The organism is Pseudomonas tremae (assembly GCF_001401155.1).
GTDB lineage: Bacteria > Pseudomonadota > Gammaproteobacteria > Pseudomonadales > Pseudomonadaceae > Aquipseudomonas > Aquipseudomonas tremae.
This window is the reverse complement of the sequence record NZ_LJRO01000458.1, coordinates 241168-260226: the sequence shown is the minus strand read 5'-3', so window position 1 is coordinate 260226 and position 19059 is coordinate 241168. Positions and strand designations below refer to the sequence as shown.

15 protein-coding genes and 3 pseudogenes are annotated in these 19059 nt (G+C 59.0%); 10 read left to right on the top strand and 8 right to left on the bottom strand.

The annotated features are described in order from the left end of the window. Nucleotides 1-348: 348 nt before the first annotated feature. From ALO43_RS25365 to ALO43_RS25355, 3 genes and pseudogenes are all read left to right on the top strand, one after another. Nucleotides 349-1404, top strand: coding sequence for a GGDEF domain-containing protein (locus tag ALO43_RS25365; protein WP_024671528.1), 1056 nt, complete (start codon nucleotides 349-351; stop codon nucleotides 1402-1404). Nucleotides 1405-1441: 37 nt separating this feature from the next. Further along, a pseudogene (locus tag ALO43_RS25360) lies at nucleotides 1442-1810 on the top strand (metallophosphoesterase family protein); the annotation flags it as partial. Nucleotides 1811-1862: 52 nt separating this feature from the next. Further along, nucleotides 1863-2366 (top strand): annotated as a pseudogene (locus ALO43_RS25355) (aromatic ring-hydroxylating dioxygenase subunit alpha); the annotation flags it as partial. Nucleotides 2367-2399: 33 nt separating this feature from the next. Here the strand turns inward: ALO43_RS25355 and dhaL are convergent. The 7 genes from dhaL to ALO43_RS25320 form a co-directional block, all read right to left on the bottom strand. Then, on the bottom strand, nucleotides 2400-3050 hold the full coding sequence (gene dhaL, locus ALO43_RS25350; protein ID WP_005890849.1) for a dihydroxyacetone kinase subunit DhaL: 651 nt from the start codon (nucleotides 3048-3050) through the stop codon (nucleotides 2400-2402). Between the two features lie 3 nt (nucleotides 3051-3053). Continuing rightward, nucleotides 3054-4055, bottom strand: a complete 1002-nt coding sequence (locus ALO43_RS25345) for a dihydroxyacetone kinase subunit DhaK (protein WP_005890848.1) — start codon at nucleotides 4053-4055, stop codon at nucleotides 3054-3056. A gap of 40 nt (nucleotides 4056-4095) precedes the next feature. Further along, nucleotides 4096-5211: an MDR/zinc-dependent alcohol dehydrogenase-like family protein gene (locus ALO43_RS25340; protein WP_024671530.1), complete on the bottom strand. Its 1116-nt coding sequence runs from the start codon at nucleotides 5209-5211 to the stop codon at nucleotides 4096-4098. Between the two features lie 29 nt (nucleotides 5212-5240). After that, nucleotides 5241-5996, bottom strand: coding sequence for an SDR family oxidoreductase (locus ALO43_RS25335; RefSeq protein ID WP_005886983.1), 756 nt, complete (start codon nucleotides 5994-5996; stop codon nucleotides 5241-5243). Between the two features lie 178 nt (nucleotides 5997-6174). Further along, on the bottom strand, nucleotides 6175-7185 hold the full coding sequence (locus ALO43_RS25330) for a substrate-binding domain-containing protein (protein WP_054998316.1): 1011 nt from the start codon (nucleotides 7183-7185) through the stop codon (nucleotides 6175-6177). Nucleotides 7186-7237: 52 nt separating this feature from the next. Continuing rightward, on the bottom strand, nucleotides 7238-8215 hold the full coding sequence (locus ALO43_RS25325; RefSeq protein WP_005886979.1) for an ABC transporter permease: 978 nt from the start codon (nucleotides 8213-8215) through the stop codon (nucleotides 7238-7240). Beyond that, nucleotides 8212-9699, bottom strand: coding sequence for a sugar ABC transporter ATP-binding protein (locus ALO43_RS25320; protein ID WP_054998315.1), 1488 nt, complete (start codon nucleotides 9697-9699; stop codon nucleotides 8212-8214). Before ALO43_RS25320 ends, ALO43_RS25325 begins: the two co-directional genes overlap by 4 nt. 281 nt (nucleotides 9700-9980) lie before the next feature. On the opposite strand from ALO43_RS25320, the gene rpiB reads away from it, so the two are divergent. The 3 genes from rpiB to ALO43_RS25305 all read left to right on the top strand — a co-directional run bounded on the left by rpiB (nucleotide 9981) and on the right by ALO43_RS25305 (nucleotide 13919). Then, nucleotides 9981-10442, top strand: a complete 462-nt coding sequence (gene rpiB, locus ALO43_RS25315) for a ribose 5-phosphate isomerase B (RefSeq protein WP_024671533.1) — start codon at nucleotides 9981-9983, stop codon at nucleotides 10440-10442. Between the two features lie 63 nt (nucleotides 10443-10505). Further along, nucleotides 10506-11486, top strand: a complete 981-nt coding sequence (locus ALO43_RS25310; protein ID WP_005886971.1) for a sugar-binding transcriptional regulator — start codon at nucleotides 10506-10508, stop codon at nucleotides 11484-11486. A gap of 72 nt (nucleotides 11487-11558) precedes the next feature. Next, entirely contained in the window at nucleotides 11559-13919 is a 2361-nt protein-coding gene (locus tag ALO43_RS25305) for a membrane-bound PQQ-dependent dehydrogenase, glucose/quinate/shikimate family (RefSeq protein WP_054998314.1), read from the top strand. 70 nt (nucleotides 13920-13989) lie between these two features. On the opposite strand, the pseudogene ALO43_RS25300 reads toward ALO43_RS25305, so the two are convergent. Then, nucleotides 13990-14796 (bottom strand): annotated as a pseudogene (locus ALO43_RS25300) (helix-turn-helix transcriptional regulator); the annotation flags it as partial. Between ALO43_RS25300 and ALO43_RS30825 the strand changes: the two are divergent. The 4 genes from ALO43_RS30825 (at nucleotide 14745) to ALO43_RS25285 (ending at nucleotide 19045) form a co-directional block, all read left to right on the top strand. After that, complete coding sequence (locus ALO43_RS30825) at nucleotides 14745-14897, top strand: hypothetical protein (protein WP_162235625.1); 153 nt, start codon at nucleotides 14745-14747, stop codon at nucleotides 14895-14897. The pseudogene ALO43_RS25300 and the gene ALO43_RS30825 sit on opposite strands and share 52 nt — an antisense overlap. Before the next feature lie 206 nt (nucleotides 14898-15103). Further along, nucleotides 15104-15613, top strand: coding sequence for a sigma-70 family RNA polymerase sigma factor (locus ALO43_RS25295; RefSeq protein WP_005886962.1), 510 nt, complete (start codon nucleotides 15104-15106; stop codon nucleotides 15611-15613). Continuing rightward, complete coding sequence (locus ALO43_RS25290) at nucleotides 15610-16575, top strand: FecR domain-containing protein (RefSeq protein ID WP_024671535.1); 966 nt, start codon at nucleotides 15610-15612, stop codon at nucleotides 16573-16575. Before ALO43_RS25295 ends, ALO43_RS25290 begins: the two co-directional genes overlap by 4 nt. A gap of 67 nt (nucleotides 16576-16642) precedes the next feature. Then, on the top strand, nucleotides 16643-19045 hold the full coding sequence (locus ALO43_RS25285; protein WP_024671536.1) for a TonB-dependent receptor: 2403 nt from the start codon (nucleotides 16643-16645) through the stop codon (nucleotides 19043-19045). The last annotated feature ends 14 nt before the right edge of the window (nucleotides 19046-19059 follow it).

Genomic DNA, 19059 nt, shown 5'->3' with positions numbered 1-19059 from the left:
GTATCCTTCTGAATCATTCCGGACGACCCGCGCGCTCACGGGCTGAGGAGCATTGCACGATCAACACAATCCCCAGCCCCGATAGTATTTCCGGAAAACCGGAATCGCCACTGCAAATTTGCCCACAAACCGGAAAAGCCAGTCATTCGATTGCACTACTTGCGCTGAGTGGTGTCCATTCGACTCACTTTAGGCATGCCGAGGCGTTTCTGCCCGAGGCGTTTCTACCGTGCAGCCCAACATATTATCGAGCCGCTGTATCATGCGGCGGCGGTTCAGGCCGACAATACATCATGATCTCAACCTTACGCTCATGGTCATATTCCACCTGCATTTCGAGATAACGTGATGATGACCCTCCCGGCGGAAGACCGCACCCAGCTGTTCAAGGACACAGCGATCCAGTTCTGGAAACACATCACGCCGATCTTATACTTCGCCCTGGGCATTCACTGCGTTCTGCTCGTGGTGTTTCTGGGGCTGGGCATGAAGGTTCTGTGGGTGGCGAACATCGTCAGCACACTGATCTACGTCAATTGCCTTTACCTGATCAAAAGGCAGCGCTATCGCCAGGCCGGGCAATTGATGTGCCTGGAGATAATTGGTCATGCGCTGCTCGCGACGTGGGAGCTGGGATGGGAAAGCAATTTCAGCTTCTATATGTTTTGCGTGATCCCGGTGATTGCCTTCACCTTTCAACTGGCCGCCGTCAGGCGCATTGCCTATAGCCTGGCGATCCTGCTGTCGCTGGTGGGGTGCTTTACCTTTCGCCGCTACATGGGGCAGGGGACTGGCCTGACGCCGAACATGCTCGATGCGTTCGGTATCGTCAATGTGCTGGTCGCGACCATACTGTCGATTTATGCCACCGCATTGTCAGTGCGTTTCACCTCTTCCATGCAACTGAGCCTGTTTCATATCGCCAATCGTGACAGCCTTACCAACCTGTTTACCCGCAGGAGAGTGCTGCACCGCGTGCGCGAGCTTGAGGCAAGACGCAGAGGGCTTTCGGCTTCGTTGATCCTGCTGGACATTGATCACTTCAAACAGATCAATGATCATCACGGTCACGAGACCGGCGACGTGGTTTTGCGGCGGGTTGCGGACATCATCAGTTCGAGCGTGCGCAACAGCGATATGGCCGCCCGCTGGGGAGGCGAGGAATTTCTGGTGCTCATGCCCGACACCTCGCCCGCTGATGCGCTAAGGGTGGCGGAGCGTATCTGGCAGCGCATCTGCGAAGAAGCCGGTCATGTAGAAGATCGTGCTATTGCAGTCACCGCAACTCTGGCGGTAGCCGCAATAGCGATGGGAGAAACCTTCGAGGTCGCGCTCAATCGTGCAGACACTTCGCTTTACAGCGGTAAACAGCAGGGTAGAAATCGGGTTATGGTTGCCGGATGAGCCTACAACTCAAGGCAACCTCCGCCAGCGTGTTTCGCTGGAGTCCGACAAACCGACATTGATCATGATGCACCAGCCACCGTTCTCAAGCGGTATCACCTGCATCGATGCCTACCGCTGTGAGCGCGGCGAAAGGCTGGCCGAGATCGTGGCGCGATACCCTGCGGTCGAGCGAATTGTCTGCGGGCATATTCACCGCTTCATGCAGCTTCGTTTTGGCGGAACGCTGATGTGTACCGCGCCCAGCACGACCACGGCCATCGCCTTGCAACTTCACCCGGACGCTTGCGACGCCTCATACATAGAGCCGCCTGCACTGTTGCTGCATCACTGGAAAAGTGATATAGGACTGATTACCCACTGGGTGCCGATTGGCAATTTCGAAGGGCCTTTTACCTTCGCCTGACTGATGAACAGTGTCATGAAGTCAGCTCATGAATGAACGTGCAGAGGACAGCTCAAGCAGCGGCCGTGCAATGGAGGCGGCGCTTGCCTGCAAGGCGCAGAGTATCGAAGTGGCCTATCACGACGAAGGCGATAAGATCGGGATGATGCAGTGGCTGACCAATACGGATGCCGAGCCGCTGGTACACACGGATCGTTTTGTAGCCCCCAATGTGACTTTTTGTGACTACCTGTGGGGGGCGCGTTCAGGCTTCTTGATCGTTAGCCAGATCACCCCGATCAGTGAACGCCAATCGCGTGTATACACGTACATCGCCTATCGTTTTCCGCTGCCAAGGTGGGTGCTGCGAATGCTGCGTCCGGTTATCCACCTGTATACGCACATCGTGATTCAGCAGGATGTGAATATCATTCGGTCGCATCGAGAAGGTCTCGACAATGTGGCTAACTTCAAAGCCTGCAACGTGCCCGCCGATGCCATTCCCGTTGGCGTCGAGCAACTGCTCGCCGCAGTCAGACGCGGCGAGGCGTTGCCGGAAGCGCAGCGGCGCGAGTGACGGATTCGATTCGAGCTTTGAAGGCCAAGTATTTCAACTGTCTTTCAGCCTTGGCTGCACGGAGTCTGCCAGTTGCGTCAGTATCAGGCAGCAAGACACCGCCCCGGCATCCAGCACACCGACAGAACGTTCGCCGAGCCGGCTCGCTCGCCCGATTTTTGCCACCAGGTCCTTTGTCGAGTCGCGCCCCTGCGTTGCAGCGCGTTTCATGTCGTCCAGGGCTTCGTTGAATGAGGCGTGCGAGGCGTGAGCCTGTTCGAAGGCTTCTACTGCCGGAATCAAGCTGTCCATCAGGCATTTGTCGCCGACTCCGGCTTCGGTAATGTCCTGCAATGAAGTGAGCCCGCCGCGCAGCAGTCGGGCAAAGGTGGCTGCATCGATTTGCTCGCAGTTGCGCACCTGATCGGCCATGCCGATAAACAGGCTGCCATACAGCGGCCCCATCGAGCCGCCGATGCCTTCCATCAGGCTGAGGGTCAGTTCGTCCAGCGCTTCGGCGAAGGTCAGTTGACGTCCTTCGAGGGTTCGGCCGCAATGGGCAAAGCCTTTGGCCATGTTGATCCCGTGATCACCATCGCCGATAGCACCGTCGACTTCGCTCAGGTATTCGCGGTTGGCGACGATCACGCTCACCAGGTCTGCAACAATCGCCGTACCTTCGTGTGTGGAGAAATGCTGGCTCATGGTCTACTCCGCCTGGGTCATGCCGATGGAGCGGCAGGGATGATCGATCAGGGTTTTCAGTTCATCGTCCAGGCCCAGCAGGGTGAGGGTCACGCCCATCATCTCCAGCGAGGTGAAGTAGTTGCCGACGTAGCAGCGATGAATCTTCAGGCCCTTGGCTTTCAACTGGCTTTCCACTTCGGCATAAAAGATGTACAGCTCCATGACCGGCGTTGCGCCCAGCCCGGAGACCAGCACCACAACAGCCTCATCGGCGCTGAAGTCGCGGTCGGCGAGGATGGGCGCCAGCATGCGCTCGGCCATCGCAGCGGCCGACTCGATGGAAATGACTTCTATGCCCGGCTCGCCGTGGTGCCCGATGCCCAGTTCCATCTTGCCGTCCGGAATCTGGAAGTTCGGCTTGCCGACAGCTGCGATGGTGCAGGGCGTCAGGCCGATGCCGATTGAACGACACTGGTCGACGGCCTTCTGGGCGACGCGGATAACACCACTCAGGTCGTAGCCTTTTGCGGCGGCAGCTCCGCCGACCTTCCACATGAAGATTTCCCCGGCCACGCCGCGGCGCTTGGCAATCTCGGCTTTCGGCGCCGACGCCACGTCGTCGTTGGCAACCACGGTACGAACTTGCAGGTCTTTGCTGGCGGCCATTTTCATCGCCAGCTTGACGTTCATGTTGTCGCCAGCATAGTTGCCATACAGGCAGGCTATACCCGCGCCGTGATCTGCAGCCCGAAAAGCGTCGAAGAAGCTTTTTGCGGTGGGTGAGGAGAAAATCTCGCCGACCGCGACGGCATCAACCAGACCGGGGCCGACGTAGCCCAGAAAAGCCGGTTCGTGGCCAGAACCGCCTCCGGTCACAATACCGACGTGGCCCTGCGGGGAGGGCACGGCTTTACCGATGACACGCGGGTTGTTGTCGCATTGGGACAGTTCAGGATGTGCCACCAGAATACCGCGCAGCATGTCCTCGACCACTTGGTCCGGATCATTGATCACTCGATTCATAACGCGTTTTCCTGTGTTGTTTTTATGAGACGCATGCGGATCAGGGCTCCAGTACCACTTTTAATGACTTGTCGCCGCGCTCCATGACAGCAAAGGCTTCCTTGAAGTCCGCCAGGGCGAACTTGTGCGTGACCACGTCGCGCATGTCGATCTTGCGGTTGCCGATAAAATCGATGGCCCGCGGGTACATGTAAGGCCCCAGATGCGAGCCCAGCACGTCCAGCTCCTTTCGGTCGCCGATGATCGACCAGTCCACCGTGGCTTCGTCGTTGAACACACTGAACTCGACGAAACGTCCCAGTTTGCGCAGCATCGCCAGGCCCTGATTGACGGCCTTGTGGTGCCCCGTGGCTTCTATATAGATATCGCAGCCGTAGCCGTCGGTGATTTCGCGGATTTTCGCCAGCACGTCGACTTCGGCCGGGTTCCACACTTCGTCAGCACCCATGCGTAACGCCAGGGCGGCGCGTTCCGGTTTCATGTCGAGCACGATGAGTTTTTTCGGATTGCGCATGCGAACCGCCCCGATGATCCCGAGCCCCAGCGTACCAGCCCCGGCTACGACCACGATGTCATCGAAATCGACGTCGGCCCGTTCGGCTGCGTGCAGGGAGCAGGCGAGGGGTTCGATCAGAATGGCTTCGTCCGGGGCAATAGAGTCCGGGACTTTGTGGACGATGCCCTCTTTGGTGAAAATCATGTACTGCGCCATTGCGCCCTGTACGTTGTTCTGGAAGCCGTAGAGGTCGTGCTTCTGACACATCCAGTACTGACCGTGGTTGCAGAAGCGGCAGCCCCAGCACGGCACAATCTGTTCGGAAATAACCCGGTCACCGACCTGCACACCACGCTTTTCCGCTCCCGGTCCGAGTGCAACCACTCGGCAGACGAACTCATGGCCCGGAATCATCGGTGGTTTGACGTAGCGCGGCTGCTCGGCATCGCCCCAGAACGATGGCGCACCGCGATAGGTCTTGATGTCGCCCATGCAAATCCCGCATAGCTCGACCTTGGTGAGGATTTCATCAGGGCCAGGCGTCGGCACGTCGACGGTTTCCAGTCGGTAATCTTCCGGTCCATAGCAGACCACCGCCTGCATGGTGGTCGGTATGACGGGGGAAAGCTGTTCGGCAGTGCGTTCGGTAACAGTGGACATGACGAGAAACCTCGCAACAGAAAAGTGAGTTACTGGATGCTGTAGCCGCCGTCGATCACTACGTTTTCACCGGTGATCATGCTGGCCGCGTCGCTGAGCAGGTACAGTGCCAGCCCGGCTATTTCTTCTGGTTGAGCGAAGCGTCCCGCCGGGATCTGTGTTTTGGCGCGCTCGCCGACTTCACCGGCCCAGGCTTTCTTGCCCAGCGCGGTTTCGACGATGGTGGGGGAGATCGCGTTGACGTTGATATGCGGTGCCCACTCCATCGCCAGAACCTTGGTCATGCCGACCACCGCAGCCTTGCTTGCGCAGTAGGCGACATGTCGGTCAAGACCAATGACGGCGGCCTGGGAGGCGAGGTTGACAATACGTCCGTTGCCTTGGACCAGCATGTGTCGGGCGCACGCCTGAGCAACGAAGAAGCTGGCCTTGAGGTTGATGTCGAGGGTGGTGTCCCAGGCGTCTTCGGTAACATCGACAGCCTTGTCGAGCAGCGCGACGCCAGCGCTGTTGACCAGATAATCGAGACGTTTGAAATGCTCGAATACAGTGTCGATAGTGCTGTTGACCTGATCGAGCTGGCGCAGATCGACTGCGATACCGATGTGGCCGCTGCCGAGGTTGGCAGCCACTTCAGCCACCGCAGGGTCACGGTCCAGCAGCGCCACACGAGCGCCATGCTCGACCAACAGGCGCGCGCAGGCCAGACCGATGCCGGCGGCTCCGCCGGTGATGACAGCACAGCGCCCCTTGAGATCGAACGCCTTGTTCCAGAACTCGGACATGAAAATTACTCCTTTAGCACTGGTTGATTGATGATTCGGGACGCTCTGCGTCACAAATCCATGCTTTACCGCACACTCAAGATCGGACGCAGAGCATCCAGAACTGCGCTCTCACGCTGGCGCGTGGGAATGCCTTTCGTGACGCTCTGCGTCACAGATCTGCGCCAGGACGCTTGAGTTACTTGCCGCCACTGACCTGTTTGTACAGCGCATCGGCGTTGGCATCGGTGACCGGCACCCAGGGCAGGATGTAGTTCTTGTCGGTTCCGTCACCCCATTTCACGTCCTTGGCGTAGCGATCCCAGATCACCGACTTCGGCCTGTAGTCCTTGCCGGCCAATGCACGAAGGGCGACGTCAAGCGCGCCCTGGGACTGGGCTTGGGCGTCCTGCAGGAATGTGGTGATTTCGTTCTTTTTAGCCGCCTGAATCGCATCAGGCATGCCGTCGATGGAGGTGATAGGCACGTCTTCAGGCTTCAGGTTGCGGGACTTGACCGCCTGCAGGGCGCCGAGCGCCATGTCGTCGTTCTGCGAAATAATCCCCGAGATGCCGCCGTTCGGGTGAGCGTTGAGCCAGTCTTCAGTCAGTGCCAAGGCTTCGGCGCGCGACCAGTTTGCGGTTTTCATCTCGATGATCTTGATGTCAGGGTGTTGCTTGAGTACCTCCATCTCGCCCTTTTCGCGGTCGATCTGTGCCGACTGCCCAATCGGCCCCTGGATGATCACCACGTTGCCTTTGCCCTTGAGCTTGTCGACCATTGCCTGCGCCTGAAGCCGCCCGCCCTCGACATCGTCGTTACCGACGTAAGGCACCTTGGCGCTGGCGACACGTGTATTCGAGGCGATGACCGGGATGTCGCTCTCCATCGCCCGGGTCACGGTGCCGATTCCTGCCTTGGTGTCGATGGGTACGAAAATGATCGCGTCGTAATGCTGAGTGATCATGGTTTCGATCTGGTTGTTCTGGGTCAGCGCATCGTAGTTGCCATCGAATACGGTGATCTGCACGGTGCCGTCCTTGACCGCCGGATGCTGCTTGAGCTCGCGGACCCAGTTCTGCATGAACTGCCCCTTGAGGCCATAAACCGCCGCACCGATCTTGTAGGTCTTGCCATCGGCGGCCAGGGTGATACTGCTGGCAAGCAGGGAGAGCGCCGCGACAGCGGCGAGGGATTTACCGAATTTCATGATGAGCACCTCGTTATTGTTTTAGTCAGTCGGTCATTCAGAGGAAAAGCAGCTAGCGTTTTTTCTTGCGCCACACGTCGATCAGTACTGCGAACACGATGATCAGGCCCTTGGCTACCTGTTGGTAATAGGAAGACACACCCAGCAGGTTGAGGCCGTTGTTGATGACGCCGATCAGCAGGGCGCCGAACAGCGTGCCGACGATGCTGCCAGTGCCCCCGGACAGGCTGGTGCCGCCGATGACCACCGCTGCAATGGCGTCCAGTTCGTAGGACATGCCGGCCTGGGGCAGGGCGGACGTGGTCCGTGCCGACAACACCACACCTGCCAGCCCCGCCAGCAGCCCGGACACCACGTAGACTGAAAACATCACCTTGCGCACGCCGATCCCGGAGGTGCGCGCGCTCTTTTCGTTGCCGCCAACGGCATACACATAGCGACCGTAGGTGGTGTAGCGCAGCACCATCCAGAAGATCAGCGCAACCACAGCGAAGATGATGATCGGCACACCGATCGGGCCAAGCTTGCCGATGCCCAGCGCCAGATACTCTTCAGGCAGGTCGGTGACCGGGCTGCCGTCGTTGAGAATGAACGTCATGCCGCGCGCAATGCTGAGCATGCCCAGCGTGGCCACGAATGGCGGGATCGAGAGGTTGGCGACCATAAAGCCGTTGACCACTCCCAGCATCGCACCAGCGAACATCCCGGCGCTGACCGCCGCCAGCAGGCCATAGCCCTGGGTGGCCACCAGTGCGCTGCACAACCCGGCGAAGGCCAGAATCGAGCCCACTGACAGGTCAATGCCCTTGGTCAGGATCACGTAGGTCATGCCGACCGCGAGAATGCCGTTGATCGACGTCTGGCGCAGGATGTCCATCCAGTTTCGCCAGGTCATGAAGTACTCGCTGGCAAAGGTCATCACCAGGCAGAGCAGGATGAACACCAGTGGCAGTCCGAAACGGTCCAGGGACAGACGCAGCAGGCTGCGCGGTTCGGCAGTGGCGGGCGCAATGATGGTTTTGCTATTCATGAGGCGAGACTCAGCAGGGCTTCCTGGGAAAGATCGGCATCGCTGCTGATGGTCACCAGCCTGCCACCTTTGAATACGGCGATACGGTCACTCAGGCGCAACAGCTCCGGGGCCTCTGAAGACACCACAATGGCGGCCCCGCCCGCGCGCACGAACTGGTCCAGCAGGTGATAGATCTCCTGTTTGGCGCCTTCGTCGATGCCTCGGGTCGGTTCGTCACAGAGCAGGCATACCGGCTGCGTGGAGAGGCATTTGGCTAGCACCACTTTCTGCTGGTTGCCTCCGCTCATGGATGAGACGGGCAGGTCCAGCGAGGTTGTCTTGATCTGCAGGCGCTTGACCATGTCTTCTGCCAGCTGCTGTTCCTTGCGCGCATTGATCAGCGACCAGCTCGACAGTTGCCGGTAAGCCGACAGCGCGATATTCGAGAGGATGCTGCCGCTGAGTACCAGGCCGCTGTCTTTGCGGTCCTCAGTAACCAGAGACATGCCGGCCCGAATAGTCGCTTTGGGCAGGCCGATCGGCATGGGTTTGCCCTGCAGGGTCACGCGACCTGCGTCAGGCGTGGTCAGGCCGTAGATGCAATTGAGGAATTCGCTGCGTCCGGAGCCCATCAGGCCGTAGATGCCCAGAATCTCGCCGTGACGCAGTTGCAGGCTGATGTCCTGGAATTCGCCGTTCCGGCTCAGGCTGTCTACGTCCAGGCAGCATTCGGCGGCGCAGTCCCGCCCTGCCTTGTGATCGATACGCTGCAGCTCCTGGCCGACAATGCCTCGCACCAGGTGTGCGCGATCGATATCGGCCATGCGCCCGCTTTCGACAAAGGCTCCGTCGCGAAAGATGCTGTAATCATCGGCGATTTGCGCCAGTTCGCTGAGGCGGTGGGATACATAGATAATCCCCGCGCCCCGTGCGGTCAGTCGGCGGATAGCCTTGAACAGGGTTTGCGCCTCGCGCTCGCCGATGGCCGAGGTGGGCTCGTCCATGATCATCACCTGACAGTCATGGCTGAATGCCTTGGCGATTTCCACCAGCTGTATCTGCGCCACACTCAGGCGGTACATGGGGCTGGTGGCGTCGACGTCGAATTCGAGTTCTTCCAGCAGCTCGCGGGTGCGTCGATTAAGCGCCTTGCTATCGACGATGCAACCCGCCCTGCGAGGTTCGCGGCCCAGCCAGATGTTTTCCGCGACGGTCATGAAGGGGATGGGTTCAAGCTCTTGGGTGATCATCGCGACGCCTGCAGCGAGAGCCTCGCCGGGGCGATTGAACTGCACCGGTTCGCCGTTGAGCAGGATGGTGCCTGAGTCGCGCTGAGTGATGCCCATGAGGATGCTGAGGAAGGTCGATTTGCCCGCGCCATTCCCGCCGCACAGGGCATGCACGCTGCCAGCGCGCAGCGAAAGACGGCCGTCACGCAGGGCAGGTATGCCGGCATAGGCCTTAGTGACCTGTTCAGCCTGGAGCAGTAATGGCTTGGCCATCGGCGTGTCCTCGTGCTGTGAATTTCTTATTAGATGAACTGAAGTGTTGCTCAGTGAGCATATGTGTATCAAATGAAATTCTGATCAGTCAATCTCTTTCACTTAAAAGTTTCATAGCGTGTGAAAAGTCCGCGATTGACTTGTCTTTGCGACTATAGCGCTGTATTCACGCAAATCTCGCTTGACAGGCTGACCGTAATGCCCGAGAAATAACTGATCGGAATTTCACCGAATGAACATTTGGTCGAGCTTGAGCGACCACGGCAGCGGAGCCAGACGCCATGAACACACCTTTCCCGGTGGCTATCGGATGTGACGAAGCGGGTTACGAACTCAAAGAACTGTTGAAACGCCATATCGAGTCACTGGGTTACCCGGTAACCGATTTCGGCACCCACTCAACCGCGCCGGTGCTTTATCCGGACATCGCCCTGGCAGTCGCAACGGCCATCAATGCCGGCCAGCAAAGGCTCGGTGTACTGGTTTGCGGTACCGGAATAGGTATGGCCATATCCGCCAACAAGGTGTTCGGCATTCGTGCCGCTCAGGCCCATGACACCTATTCGGCCGAGCGCGCGCGCAAAAGCAACGATGCGCAAATTCTCTCGGTCGGTGCGCGGGTGATCGGTGCGGAGCTGGCGAAAAGCATCGTCAAATCATTTCTGGAATCGGAGTTCGAGGCTGCACGCTCCGGAGCCAAGGTCGAGCGCATCAATGCCATCGAGCGTGACGGCCATCAGTAGTGGACGAGACAGGGCGGGAGTAGGGAGAATGCGCCTTTGATGCCGAAACGGAAGCCTCTCCACATGAGTGACAGTACCCAGCGCATGGCCAGCGATATCGATCTGATGACCGAAGTCGCAATGCTTTACTACCTTGAGAACGTCACTCAGGAAGCCATCGCCAAACGTTTCGACCTGTCACGCGCGAAAGTCAGCCGTCTGCTCAAGCGTGCACGCGATGAAGGTATTGTCGAGGTGCGGGTGCTGCAGCATCCAGCCATGAATAACGAACTTGAACAGGCGCTGGTGGAGCGCTTCGAGCTTGATCGTGCGCTGATCGCGGTTGATCACAGCGATCCGGATACCCAGCGCTCGGCGGTGGCCAGCCTGGTGGCCAATTACCTCAACAAAACCCTGAGCGACGGCATGATTGTCGCGGTAGGAATGGGCCGCAACGTGGGCGCAGTGGCAGACAACGTGTTTTTGCCGGTGACGCGCAATTGCACATTTGTCTGCGCCATTGGCGGTTCGCTCAAAGCAGGCGAATACATGAACCCGGACCACATCTGCCGTCGCCTGGCGCTGCGTTTCGGCGGCGAAAGTGAAAGCCTTTACGCCCCGGCGCTGGTCGCCAACCCGGAGTTGCGCAGCGTGCTGATCAGCAACGATACGGTGCGCTCGACCCTCGATCGGGCGCGCCGGGCCGATATGGCCCTGATCGGTATCGGTGACATGAGCGAAAACAGCAACATGGTGCGCATGGGCTGGTTCTCGCCGCAGGAAATCGCCCAGGCCAGGTTATCCGGCACCGTGGGAGACATGATGGGTTATGACTTTATTGATATTCACGGGCAGCCTGCGGTCAACGCTATACAGGGCAGGGTGATAGGGCTGACCGTTCAGGAGCTGTTACGCATTCCGGATGTTGTGGCCATTGCCAGTGAAAATACCAAGGCTGCCGCCACGCTGGGGGCACTGCGCTCGGGAGTGATCAACACACTGGCCACGACGGTCACCAATGCGCATACCATCCTTGCGCTGGATGACGCAACGCGCAAAGGGTGATGAACCATTCACAATTACGGGCTGTCGCAAGCACTGCAAATAGGGACTTCATAACAAGACAGGGCGACGGCAATGATTCTGAAAGTGACAGGTGTCGCACTGGCGATACTGAGCTTGATTCTTCTCTACATGGGCGCCCAGCTAGTGGCCGTTGGAGGCTCCCCGGCCTACTCGATCATTGCTCTGGGGCTGCTGGCGACAGCTGTTCTGCTGTTCTGCAAAAGAAAATCGGCGCTCACCCTGTATGCGTCGCTCATGTGGGGGGTTCTGGTCTGGATCGTCTACGAAGTCGGCTTCGACAAATGGCAGTGGATTCCCCGCGGCGACCTGTTTGCACTGATCGGGTTGTGGCTGGCAATGCCTTGGGTGGTCCGCCCTCTCTATAAAGCCCAAACAGCCCTCGATAACCGTCGTTTTCATCCGTTTCTGGGCGGCACGCTGGGCGTCATGTTCATTATCGTCGTTGTACTTATGATCTATGATCCGTACCCGTTCAAGGGCCAGATCAATACGACAGCAGCGGCACGCAGTACTGAAACGGCAGGGGATGATTGGGTAGCTTATGGCGGCACCAATGCCGGACAACGATTCTCTGGTCTTGATCAGATAACCGCTCAGACAGTCGGCAAGCTGTCTGTTGCCTGGGAGTATCACACCGGCGACCTGCGCGATGCGGACAAGGATGCGGGCGAGTACACCTTTGAGGCCACCCCGCTGAAGGTCAATGACCGGGTATACGTGTGTACCGCGCATAACGAGGTGCATGCGCTGAACCCGCAGACCGGAGCGTTGGCATGGAAGTATGTGCCAGAGAAGACCCGCTCTTACCTGCAGCAACACCAGACCTGCCGCGGCGTCAGCTATTATTCCGCTAGCAGCTCGAATCAGCCGACTCAGTGCGGAAAGCGCATTATCACGGCCACCGCCGACGCGAAGCTGGTGGCTCTTGATGCGGACACCGGCCAACGTTGCAGCGATTTCGGCGCCGATGGAGTCATCGATCTCGGCGTCAGCATGGGCACCCTTCGCCCGCACGCACTGATGCAGACCTCCGCGCCATTGATTGCAGGCGACCTGATCGTGATTGGCAGCTCGGTCATGGACAACGGTTACGATTCCGGCAATCCGTCCGGAGTAATTCGCGCCTTTAACGTGTTGACGGGCCAATTGGTCTGGAACTTCGACCCGCAGAATCCGGACGACACCCGACCGTTGGCAACTGATCGCCAATATCCCCAGGACACGCCGGTCGCTTGGGCGACCCTGAGTGCCGATGTCAAGAATGGCCTGGTGTACGTGCCGTTTGGCAATGCTTCGCCGGATGAAACCGGCACCCGCAGGGACCCGGGCAGCAATACCGAGAAATACCGGGACGCGCTGGTTGCGCTGGACCTGCACACAGGCGCATTTCGCTGGAAATTCCAGACCTCGCACAATGACCTCTGGGACCGCGATAACCCATCGCAGCCTTCGCTCCTGGAGCTGGGTCCCGAAGACAGCAGGCAACCGGCAGTGGTATTGCCCACCAAAGTCGGCAACATCTTCGTGCTCAATCGACTGACAGGCATACCGATTGTGCCTGTCGATGAGGTGCGGGTCGGCACTGGCGGGGGCGTGGCGGGCGAGCGCTTCGCAGCGACCCAGCCGGTTTCCCGACTCAATTTCATTCCACCCGCACTGACCGAGAAGTCCATGTGGGGGGTGACGCCTTTTGACCAGATGGCCTGCCGGATCACCTATAACAAGCTTCGCTATGACGGCAATCCGTGGACGCCAGCCACCGAGTCGGGCTCATTGATATACCCCGGCAACATTGGGGTGTTCAACTGGGGGGCGGTTGCCGTCGACCCTGACCGCCAGCTGCTGGTGGCCGCGCCGGTGCATCTGGCGTACGTCTATAACCTGATCAAGCGCCCCGGGGATGCGGGAGAAAAACGTCTGTTCACTCAAGAAGGCAAGCCGTACTGGAACGAAAATTTCGAGGGTGACTACGCCGTTCGTATTTCCCGGCTTGCGTCCGGGCTTGGCATCCCCTGTAACGCGCCACCGTGGGGAAGCATGGCCGGTGTGGACCTGAGCACTGGCAAGACCGAGTGGATACGCCGGGTGGGCACCACCAAAAACCTCAAGACTACTTTTATGCAGGAGCGTTTCCCCATCGGCTTTCCGATGGGCATGGTTGCGCATGGCGGACCATTGCTCACGGCAGGAGGGGTGATATTTCACGGGGCAACTGCGGATGACTTCATTCGTGCCTACGACGTCAATACCGGCGAATTGCTGTGGGAGCACGAATTGCCGGCCGGCGGTCAAGCCACGCCGTCGACCTACCGAGGGAGCGACGGCAAGCAATATGTGATTATCGCCGCTGGCGGGCACGGTTCGCTGGGCACGACACTGGGCGACAGCGTGATTGCGTTTCGCTTGGACTGAAAACTGAATCAGCTCGGTGAGAGAGGCCTTTGCGGGCCTCCCTGGACCCTTGGCGTACCTTTAAACGTTCAGCTATCCACCGGGCAAGGCCGTGCCTGCCGCTGACACCCAGTTTGGCGGTGGCGCGCTTTAGGTAGGTCTCCACCGAGCTGTTCTTGACCTTCAGTCGCTGAGCCATCTGGGACACTGTGCCGCCTGTCAGCAACCCTATGCAAACCTCCTGTTCCCGTGCCGAAAGTGTCACGGCTTCCTGCGCCAGCTTGATGCTGAAAACCGGATCCAGAGAACCTGCCTCGGTCTCGCTCCCGGTGTATTGCAGGCTTGCCTGCTGCGCAAGGCTCTGCGCATGTTGCCCGAGCAGCGGCAGCATGCCGGAAAGGCTCTTGAGCACTGAAAGCTCTGCCAGCGAAAACGCACGCTCGGTCATCAGCCGATGAAAGCAGATCACTCGGCGGCGGTCTGCGCTACTGGAAACGAGGTTGCACTGATGAGTGCTGCGCTGCGGGTGCTGCTTGCTTGGAGGGCTCTTGAGCTGTATCAGACGCAGGTCCTGCATGTGCAGGATGCTCGGCAGCAATAGATTATTCAGGGCAGCTGGAAGCTCCTTTTGCAGTCCGGCAGTCACGAGCACCTTGATGTCGATGACGTCGTTTTCATGCAGGTCCAGCGTCCATTCGCTGAGGTCGATTCCATGGATCAGAACCTGAGCATTGGCCAGTTCATGCATCTGACCGGCGAAGGTCGCACAGCCGGTGCAGGACACCAGGCGGGCCAGTTGCCTGTAAAAGGCCGGATCATCGCTGTATTCGAAGTGTTGCGGGCTGGATGCAAACCACCCTTGAACACCTTGTACACACGCTTGAGCAGAACTGGCCACTGACGCTGAACAACCTGTCGATTCTTTACGCCGAAGAGCGCAGGCATTTGCTGACCGAGTTCAATGCCGCCGAGCAAAGCTTTGCGCAGGCCTCAGCGTAGATCAAGCAGCTCGGCAGGGGCCTGCGGCATATCTTTCTTTGGCTCAAAAGATCGCTCTTACACGCCGCGAATCAACGCCTTGCGGTCCAATGACGCCTGTTTTCCGCAACGGCAATGGGCATTCTGCAAAAAAGAGCATGGACTCGGGATATAACACTAATTAGAATCAGTCTCATTTGGCGCACTCACCGCTCAAGGCTCTTGTCATGATTGACACAGCGACCCTGTCTCCGCAAACCCTGCATTCTCTGTACCGCGACCATCATGGCTGGCTCGAAAGCTGGCTGCGTAAACGCATGGGCAATGCCTGGGATGCTGCGGACCTGAGTCAGGATACGTTCCTGCGCGTGCTGTCCAGCTCGCAGCAGATCGCCGACATGCAGGAGCCGCGCGCTTATTTGCTGACCGTGGGCAAACGCCTGCTAAGCAACTTCTACACCCGACGCAGTCTTGAGCAGGCGTACCTGGAGGCTCTGGCGCAATTGCCTGAAGAAAGCGTGCCGTCTCCCGAGCAGCGCTGGCTGCTGCTCGAAACCCTTCAGGCGCTGGACGAGCTGCTCGATGGCCTGCCGGCCGTGGTACGTCGTGCATTTCTCTGGAGTCAGCTCGAAGGCCTGGGGTACCGCGAAATTGCCGAGCGCCTGCAGGTGTCCGAACGCACTGTCAAACGCTACATGGCGCAAGCCTACGAGCACTGTCTGCTGGTGGACTGGTGATTCGCTCCGCGCCTTCGAACGAAGAACGCGAGGTCGTACGCCGGGCAGCCCAATGGCTGGCCCTGCTGGAGTCCGGCGGTGCCAACGAAGCAGATCACGCCATGTTGCAGCACTGGCGCGACAGCTCGACCAGCAACGAACGCGCCTGGCAAAAGGCGCAACAGCTCAGGCAACGTTTTTCGGGGCTGCCCAGCCATGTGGCCATGGCGACGCTCGATCGGCCTGACAAGGCGCGGCGAGCAGCCCTGAAAAGAGCGCTGGGCGCCGTCACGCTGGTTCCGGCGGTCTGGTTGCTGGGGCGACAGTTGCCGCTGGATGTATGGCGCGCCGACCTGCAAACCTCGATTGGTGAGCACAAACGCATATCGCTGGCTGACGGCAGTATGTTGCAGCTGAACACTGACAGCGCAGTAAATGTCGATCTGACTGGCCGGCAAATCAAGCTAGTGCGTGGAGAAATGTCACTCACGGTGCCGGGCAGGGCAGCATTGACTGTCGAGGGGCCTTACGGGCGTATCGTTGTCAGTCAGAGCGAAGTCTGCATACGGCTCAACGAGAACGACTGCCAGGTGTCAGTTGTCAGCGGTGCTGTACAGATACATCCCGCACAGGGGCCTTCACTGACTTTGCGCGCCCGGCAACAGCTGAACCTGCAGCAAAACGGAGCAGGGCCTGTCAGTGCTTTCGATGCCATGTTGCCTGGCTGGCGCGACGGTGTACTGAGCGCTCAAAATCAGTCGTTGGGCGACTTCCTGCTTGAGCTTGGTCGTTATCGGCCCGGCTTGCTGCGCTGGGAACCGGCGCTTGAAACCTTGCGAGTGACCGGCAGTTTCAGGGTTGACGACACTGACCGGATACTTTCACTGCTTGCCGCCAGCTTGCCGGTGGACGTCCAGATGCGGACCCGCTATTGGGTCACGCTGGTGCCTCGAAAAAACATTCCTATAAAAAATAATGCGTGAAGCCTGTCCCTTTTTTTCGTCTCGCCTGTCATTTCAGGTAAGTGAACAAATATGAGAGCTTCCTTCCATGTCCGCAGTTTCTCCCTACCGTTTGCGTCCGCTGTTGCATTTCAGCCTGTTGCTGACATTGAGTTCCAGCCCATTGTTCATTTCGGCAAGTTGGGCGGAGTCGTCCGGCAAGCGCGCCTATGAAGTCCCTGCAGGTAGCCTGAGTGCCGCGCTGACCCGTTTCGCCGGTCAGGCCGGGGTCAATCTGTCGGTAGACCCTGCACTGGTGAACGGCCGCAACAGTGCAGGTTTGAGCGGCGACTTCGCCGTTGAAGAAGGTTTTGCGCGCCTGCTGCAAGGTTCCGGCCTGCAACTGGTGCCGGTCGGCGATCAGGCATACACGCTGATTCCGGCGCCGCAGGGTGCTGGTCTGCAGCTCGCACCCACTTCGATTGTGGGCGATACCGGCTCCACGGACGGTCAGGACTATGCCGGCGGCCAGGTTGCGCGCAAAGGCTCGCAAGGGATGCTCGGTTCCAGGGACTTCATGGAAACGCCGTTCAGCATGACCACCTACACCAGGGAGGCGGTGAAAAACCAGCAGGCCCGTACCCTGGGCGACCTCATCGCCAGCGACCCGTCGGTGCGTTCCACCAACCCGGCAGGCGGGCGTTACGAACAGTTCACCATTCGCGGCTTCAGCCTGTTCAACAGTGACGTTTCCTACAACGGGCTGTACGGCATCCTGCCGACCTACACCATCGACATGGAAATGGCTGACCGGGTAGACATCCTCAAGGGGCCTAGCCAGATGATCAATGGCATCTCTCCGCGTGGCAGTGTTGGTGGCGGTATCAACGTGGTTCCCAAGCGCGCGACGGACAAGCCCATTACCGAAATTACCACCAGTTATGCTTCCAAAGGGCAGGCGGGTGCAGCTGTGGACGTGGCCCGGCGCTTCGGTGAAGACGACAAGTTCGGGATTCGTTTCAATGGCGTGAAGCAGTCTGGCGATACGGAATGGGATCACCAGAGCGTCGATCGCGACATGGCTGTGCTGGGTCTGGACTTCCGTGGCGAGCGGTTGCGACTGTCAACGGACATCGGTCACACCGAGCGCGATACCGATGCCCCGCAGGAGCGTGTGCAGGTCGGCGCCAACGCCAAGGTGCCCAATGCTAATGACGTACGCGACAACTACGCGCAGTCATGGAGCAAGGCACGTACCAGGGATACTTTTGGCGCGATCAATGCCGAATATGATGTCAGCGATTCGGTCATGCTGTATGGCGGCGTAGGGGCTCGAAAAAGTAACCACGAGTTTCTTCGCCATGCAGTATCGGTTACCAATGATGCGGGCGATTTCAGCGTCCAGCCGCGCGACTTCACCCGTGACGAAAACGTACGCACGGCTAACGCCGGAGTGCGCAACTGGTTCAATACCGGGCCGGTAAGTCACGAAGTGAACCTGGCGGCCAGCTATTTCTATATGGACTTCGAAAATGGTGGCGCCCGTTATGCAGCCTCACCCAGCAATCTGTATGACCCGGTCGACACCCCGACGCCCGCCAATCCGACACGCCTGGACGATAAGGTCTATACCGAAAACCGGTTCAGCGGTGTGGCATTGACCGATACGCTGGGCTTTTTTGAGGACCGACTCTTGCTGACCCTCGGAGCGCGCTGGCAGCGCGTCAAGGTCGACGACTGGACCAACGGCGTGAAAGGTGACACTGCTTACGACGAGGAAAAGGTCTCGCCATCCGGCGGCATTCTGTACAAGGTCACCGACGACCTGTCGGTGTACGCCAACTACATGGAAGGCCTGAGCCAGGGCAAGATCGCTCCTTCGACCTCTATTAATGAAGACCAGATATTCCCGCCATTCGTCAGCCGTCAGGTCGAAGTCGGGGCCAAGTATGACCTGGGGTCGTTCGCCTTCACCGCTGCGGTGTTCCGTATCAAGCAGCCAGCGTACGAAACCAACACTGCTTCCAGGGTCTTTGGCCCGAATGGCAAGCGCCGCAACGACGGTGTCGAGCTAACCATGTTCGGCGAACCACTCAAGGGCTTCCGCCTGCTGGGCGGCGTGATGTACATCGACAGCGAGCTGACCAACACCGTCAACGGCACGTTTGATGGCAACCGTGCGCCGGCCACCCCGGAGTACAACGTGAATCTGGGTGCGGAATGGGACGTGCCGAGCGTTCAGGGCCTAACCCTGACCGGACGGGGTATCTACACCAGTTCGCAATACCTGGACCAGGCCAACAGCAAAAGCATCGATTCTTCCGAACGTTTCGACGTAGGCGCACGGTATGCCTTCAAAGTCGATCAGAAGGACATCACGCTGCGGGCCAACGTCGAGAACGTAATGAACAAATACTACTGGAGTTCGGCCGGAGCGTCGGATGACAGCGAGCCGGGCCTCACGCTGTCGACGCCGAGAACCTACTTGCTCTCGGCGACCATCGGCTTCTGATTTCAGCAAATGGC

Excerpts from the sequence above, each read along its gene's own strand:
- ALO43_RS25365 (WP_024671528.1), top strand. The coding sequence starts at position 349 with ATGATGACCCTCCCGGCGGAAGACCGCACCCAGCTGTTCAAGGACACA.
- ALO43_RS25330 (WP_054998316.1), bottom strand. The coding sequence starts at position 7,185 with ATGAAATTCGGTAAATCCCTCGCCGCTGTCGCGGCGCTCTCCCTGCTT.
- ALO43_RS25335 (WP_005886983.1), bottom strand. The coding sequence starts at position 5,996 with ATGTCCGAGTTCTGGAACAAGGCGTTCGATCTCAAGGGGCGCTGTGCT.
- ALO43_RS25345 (WP_005890848.1), bottom strand. The coding sequence starts at position 4,055 with ATGAATCGAGTGATCAATGATCCGGACCAAGTGGTCGAGGACATGCTG.
- ALO43_RS25325 (WP_005886979.1), bottom strand. The coding sequence starts at position 8,215 with ATGAATAGCAAAACCATCATTGCGCCCGCCACTGCCGAACCGCGCAGC.
- ALO43_RS25320 (WP_054998315.1), bottom strand. The coding sequence starts at position 9,699 with ATGGCCAAGCCATTACTGCTCCAGGCTGAACAGGTCACTAAGGCCTAT.
- ALO43_RS25305 (WP_054998314.1), top strand. The coding sequence starts at position 11,559 with ATGATTCTGAAAGTGACAGGTGTCGCACTGGCGATACTGAGCTTGATT.
- ALO43_RS25295 (WP_005886962.1), top strand. The coding sequence starts at position 15,104 with ATGATTGACACAGCGACCCTGTCTCCGCAAACCCTGCATTCTCTGTAC.
- ALO43_RS25340 (WP_024671530.1), bottom strand. The coding sequence starts at position 5,211 with ATGTCCACTGTTACCGAACGCACTGCCGAACAGCTTTCCCCCGTCATA.
- rpiB (WP_024671533.1), top strand. The coding sequence starts at position 9,981 with ATGAACACACCTTTCCCGGTGGCTATCGGATGTGACGAAGCGGGTTAC.
- ALO43_RS25285 (WP_024671536.1), top strand. The coding sequence starts at position 16,643 with ATGTCCGCAGTTTCTCCCTACCGTTTGCGTCCGCTGTTGCATTTCAGC.
- ALO43_RS30825 (WP_162235625.1), top strand. The coding sequence starts at position 14,745 with ATGCAAACCACCCTTGAACACCTTGTACACACGCTTGAGCAGAACTGG.
- ALO43_RS25310 (WP_005886971.1), top strand. The coding sequence starts at position 10,506 with ATGAGTGACAGTACCCAGCGCATGGCCAGCGATATCGATCTGATGACC.
- dhaL (WP_005890849.1), bottom strand. The coding sequence starts at position 3,050 with ATGAGCCAGCATTTCTCCACACACGAAGGTACGGCGATTGTTGCAGAC.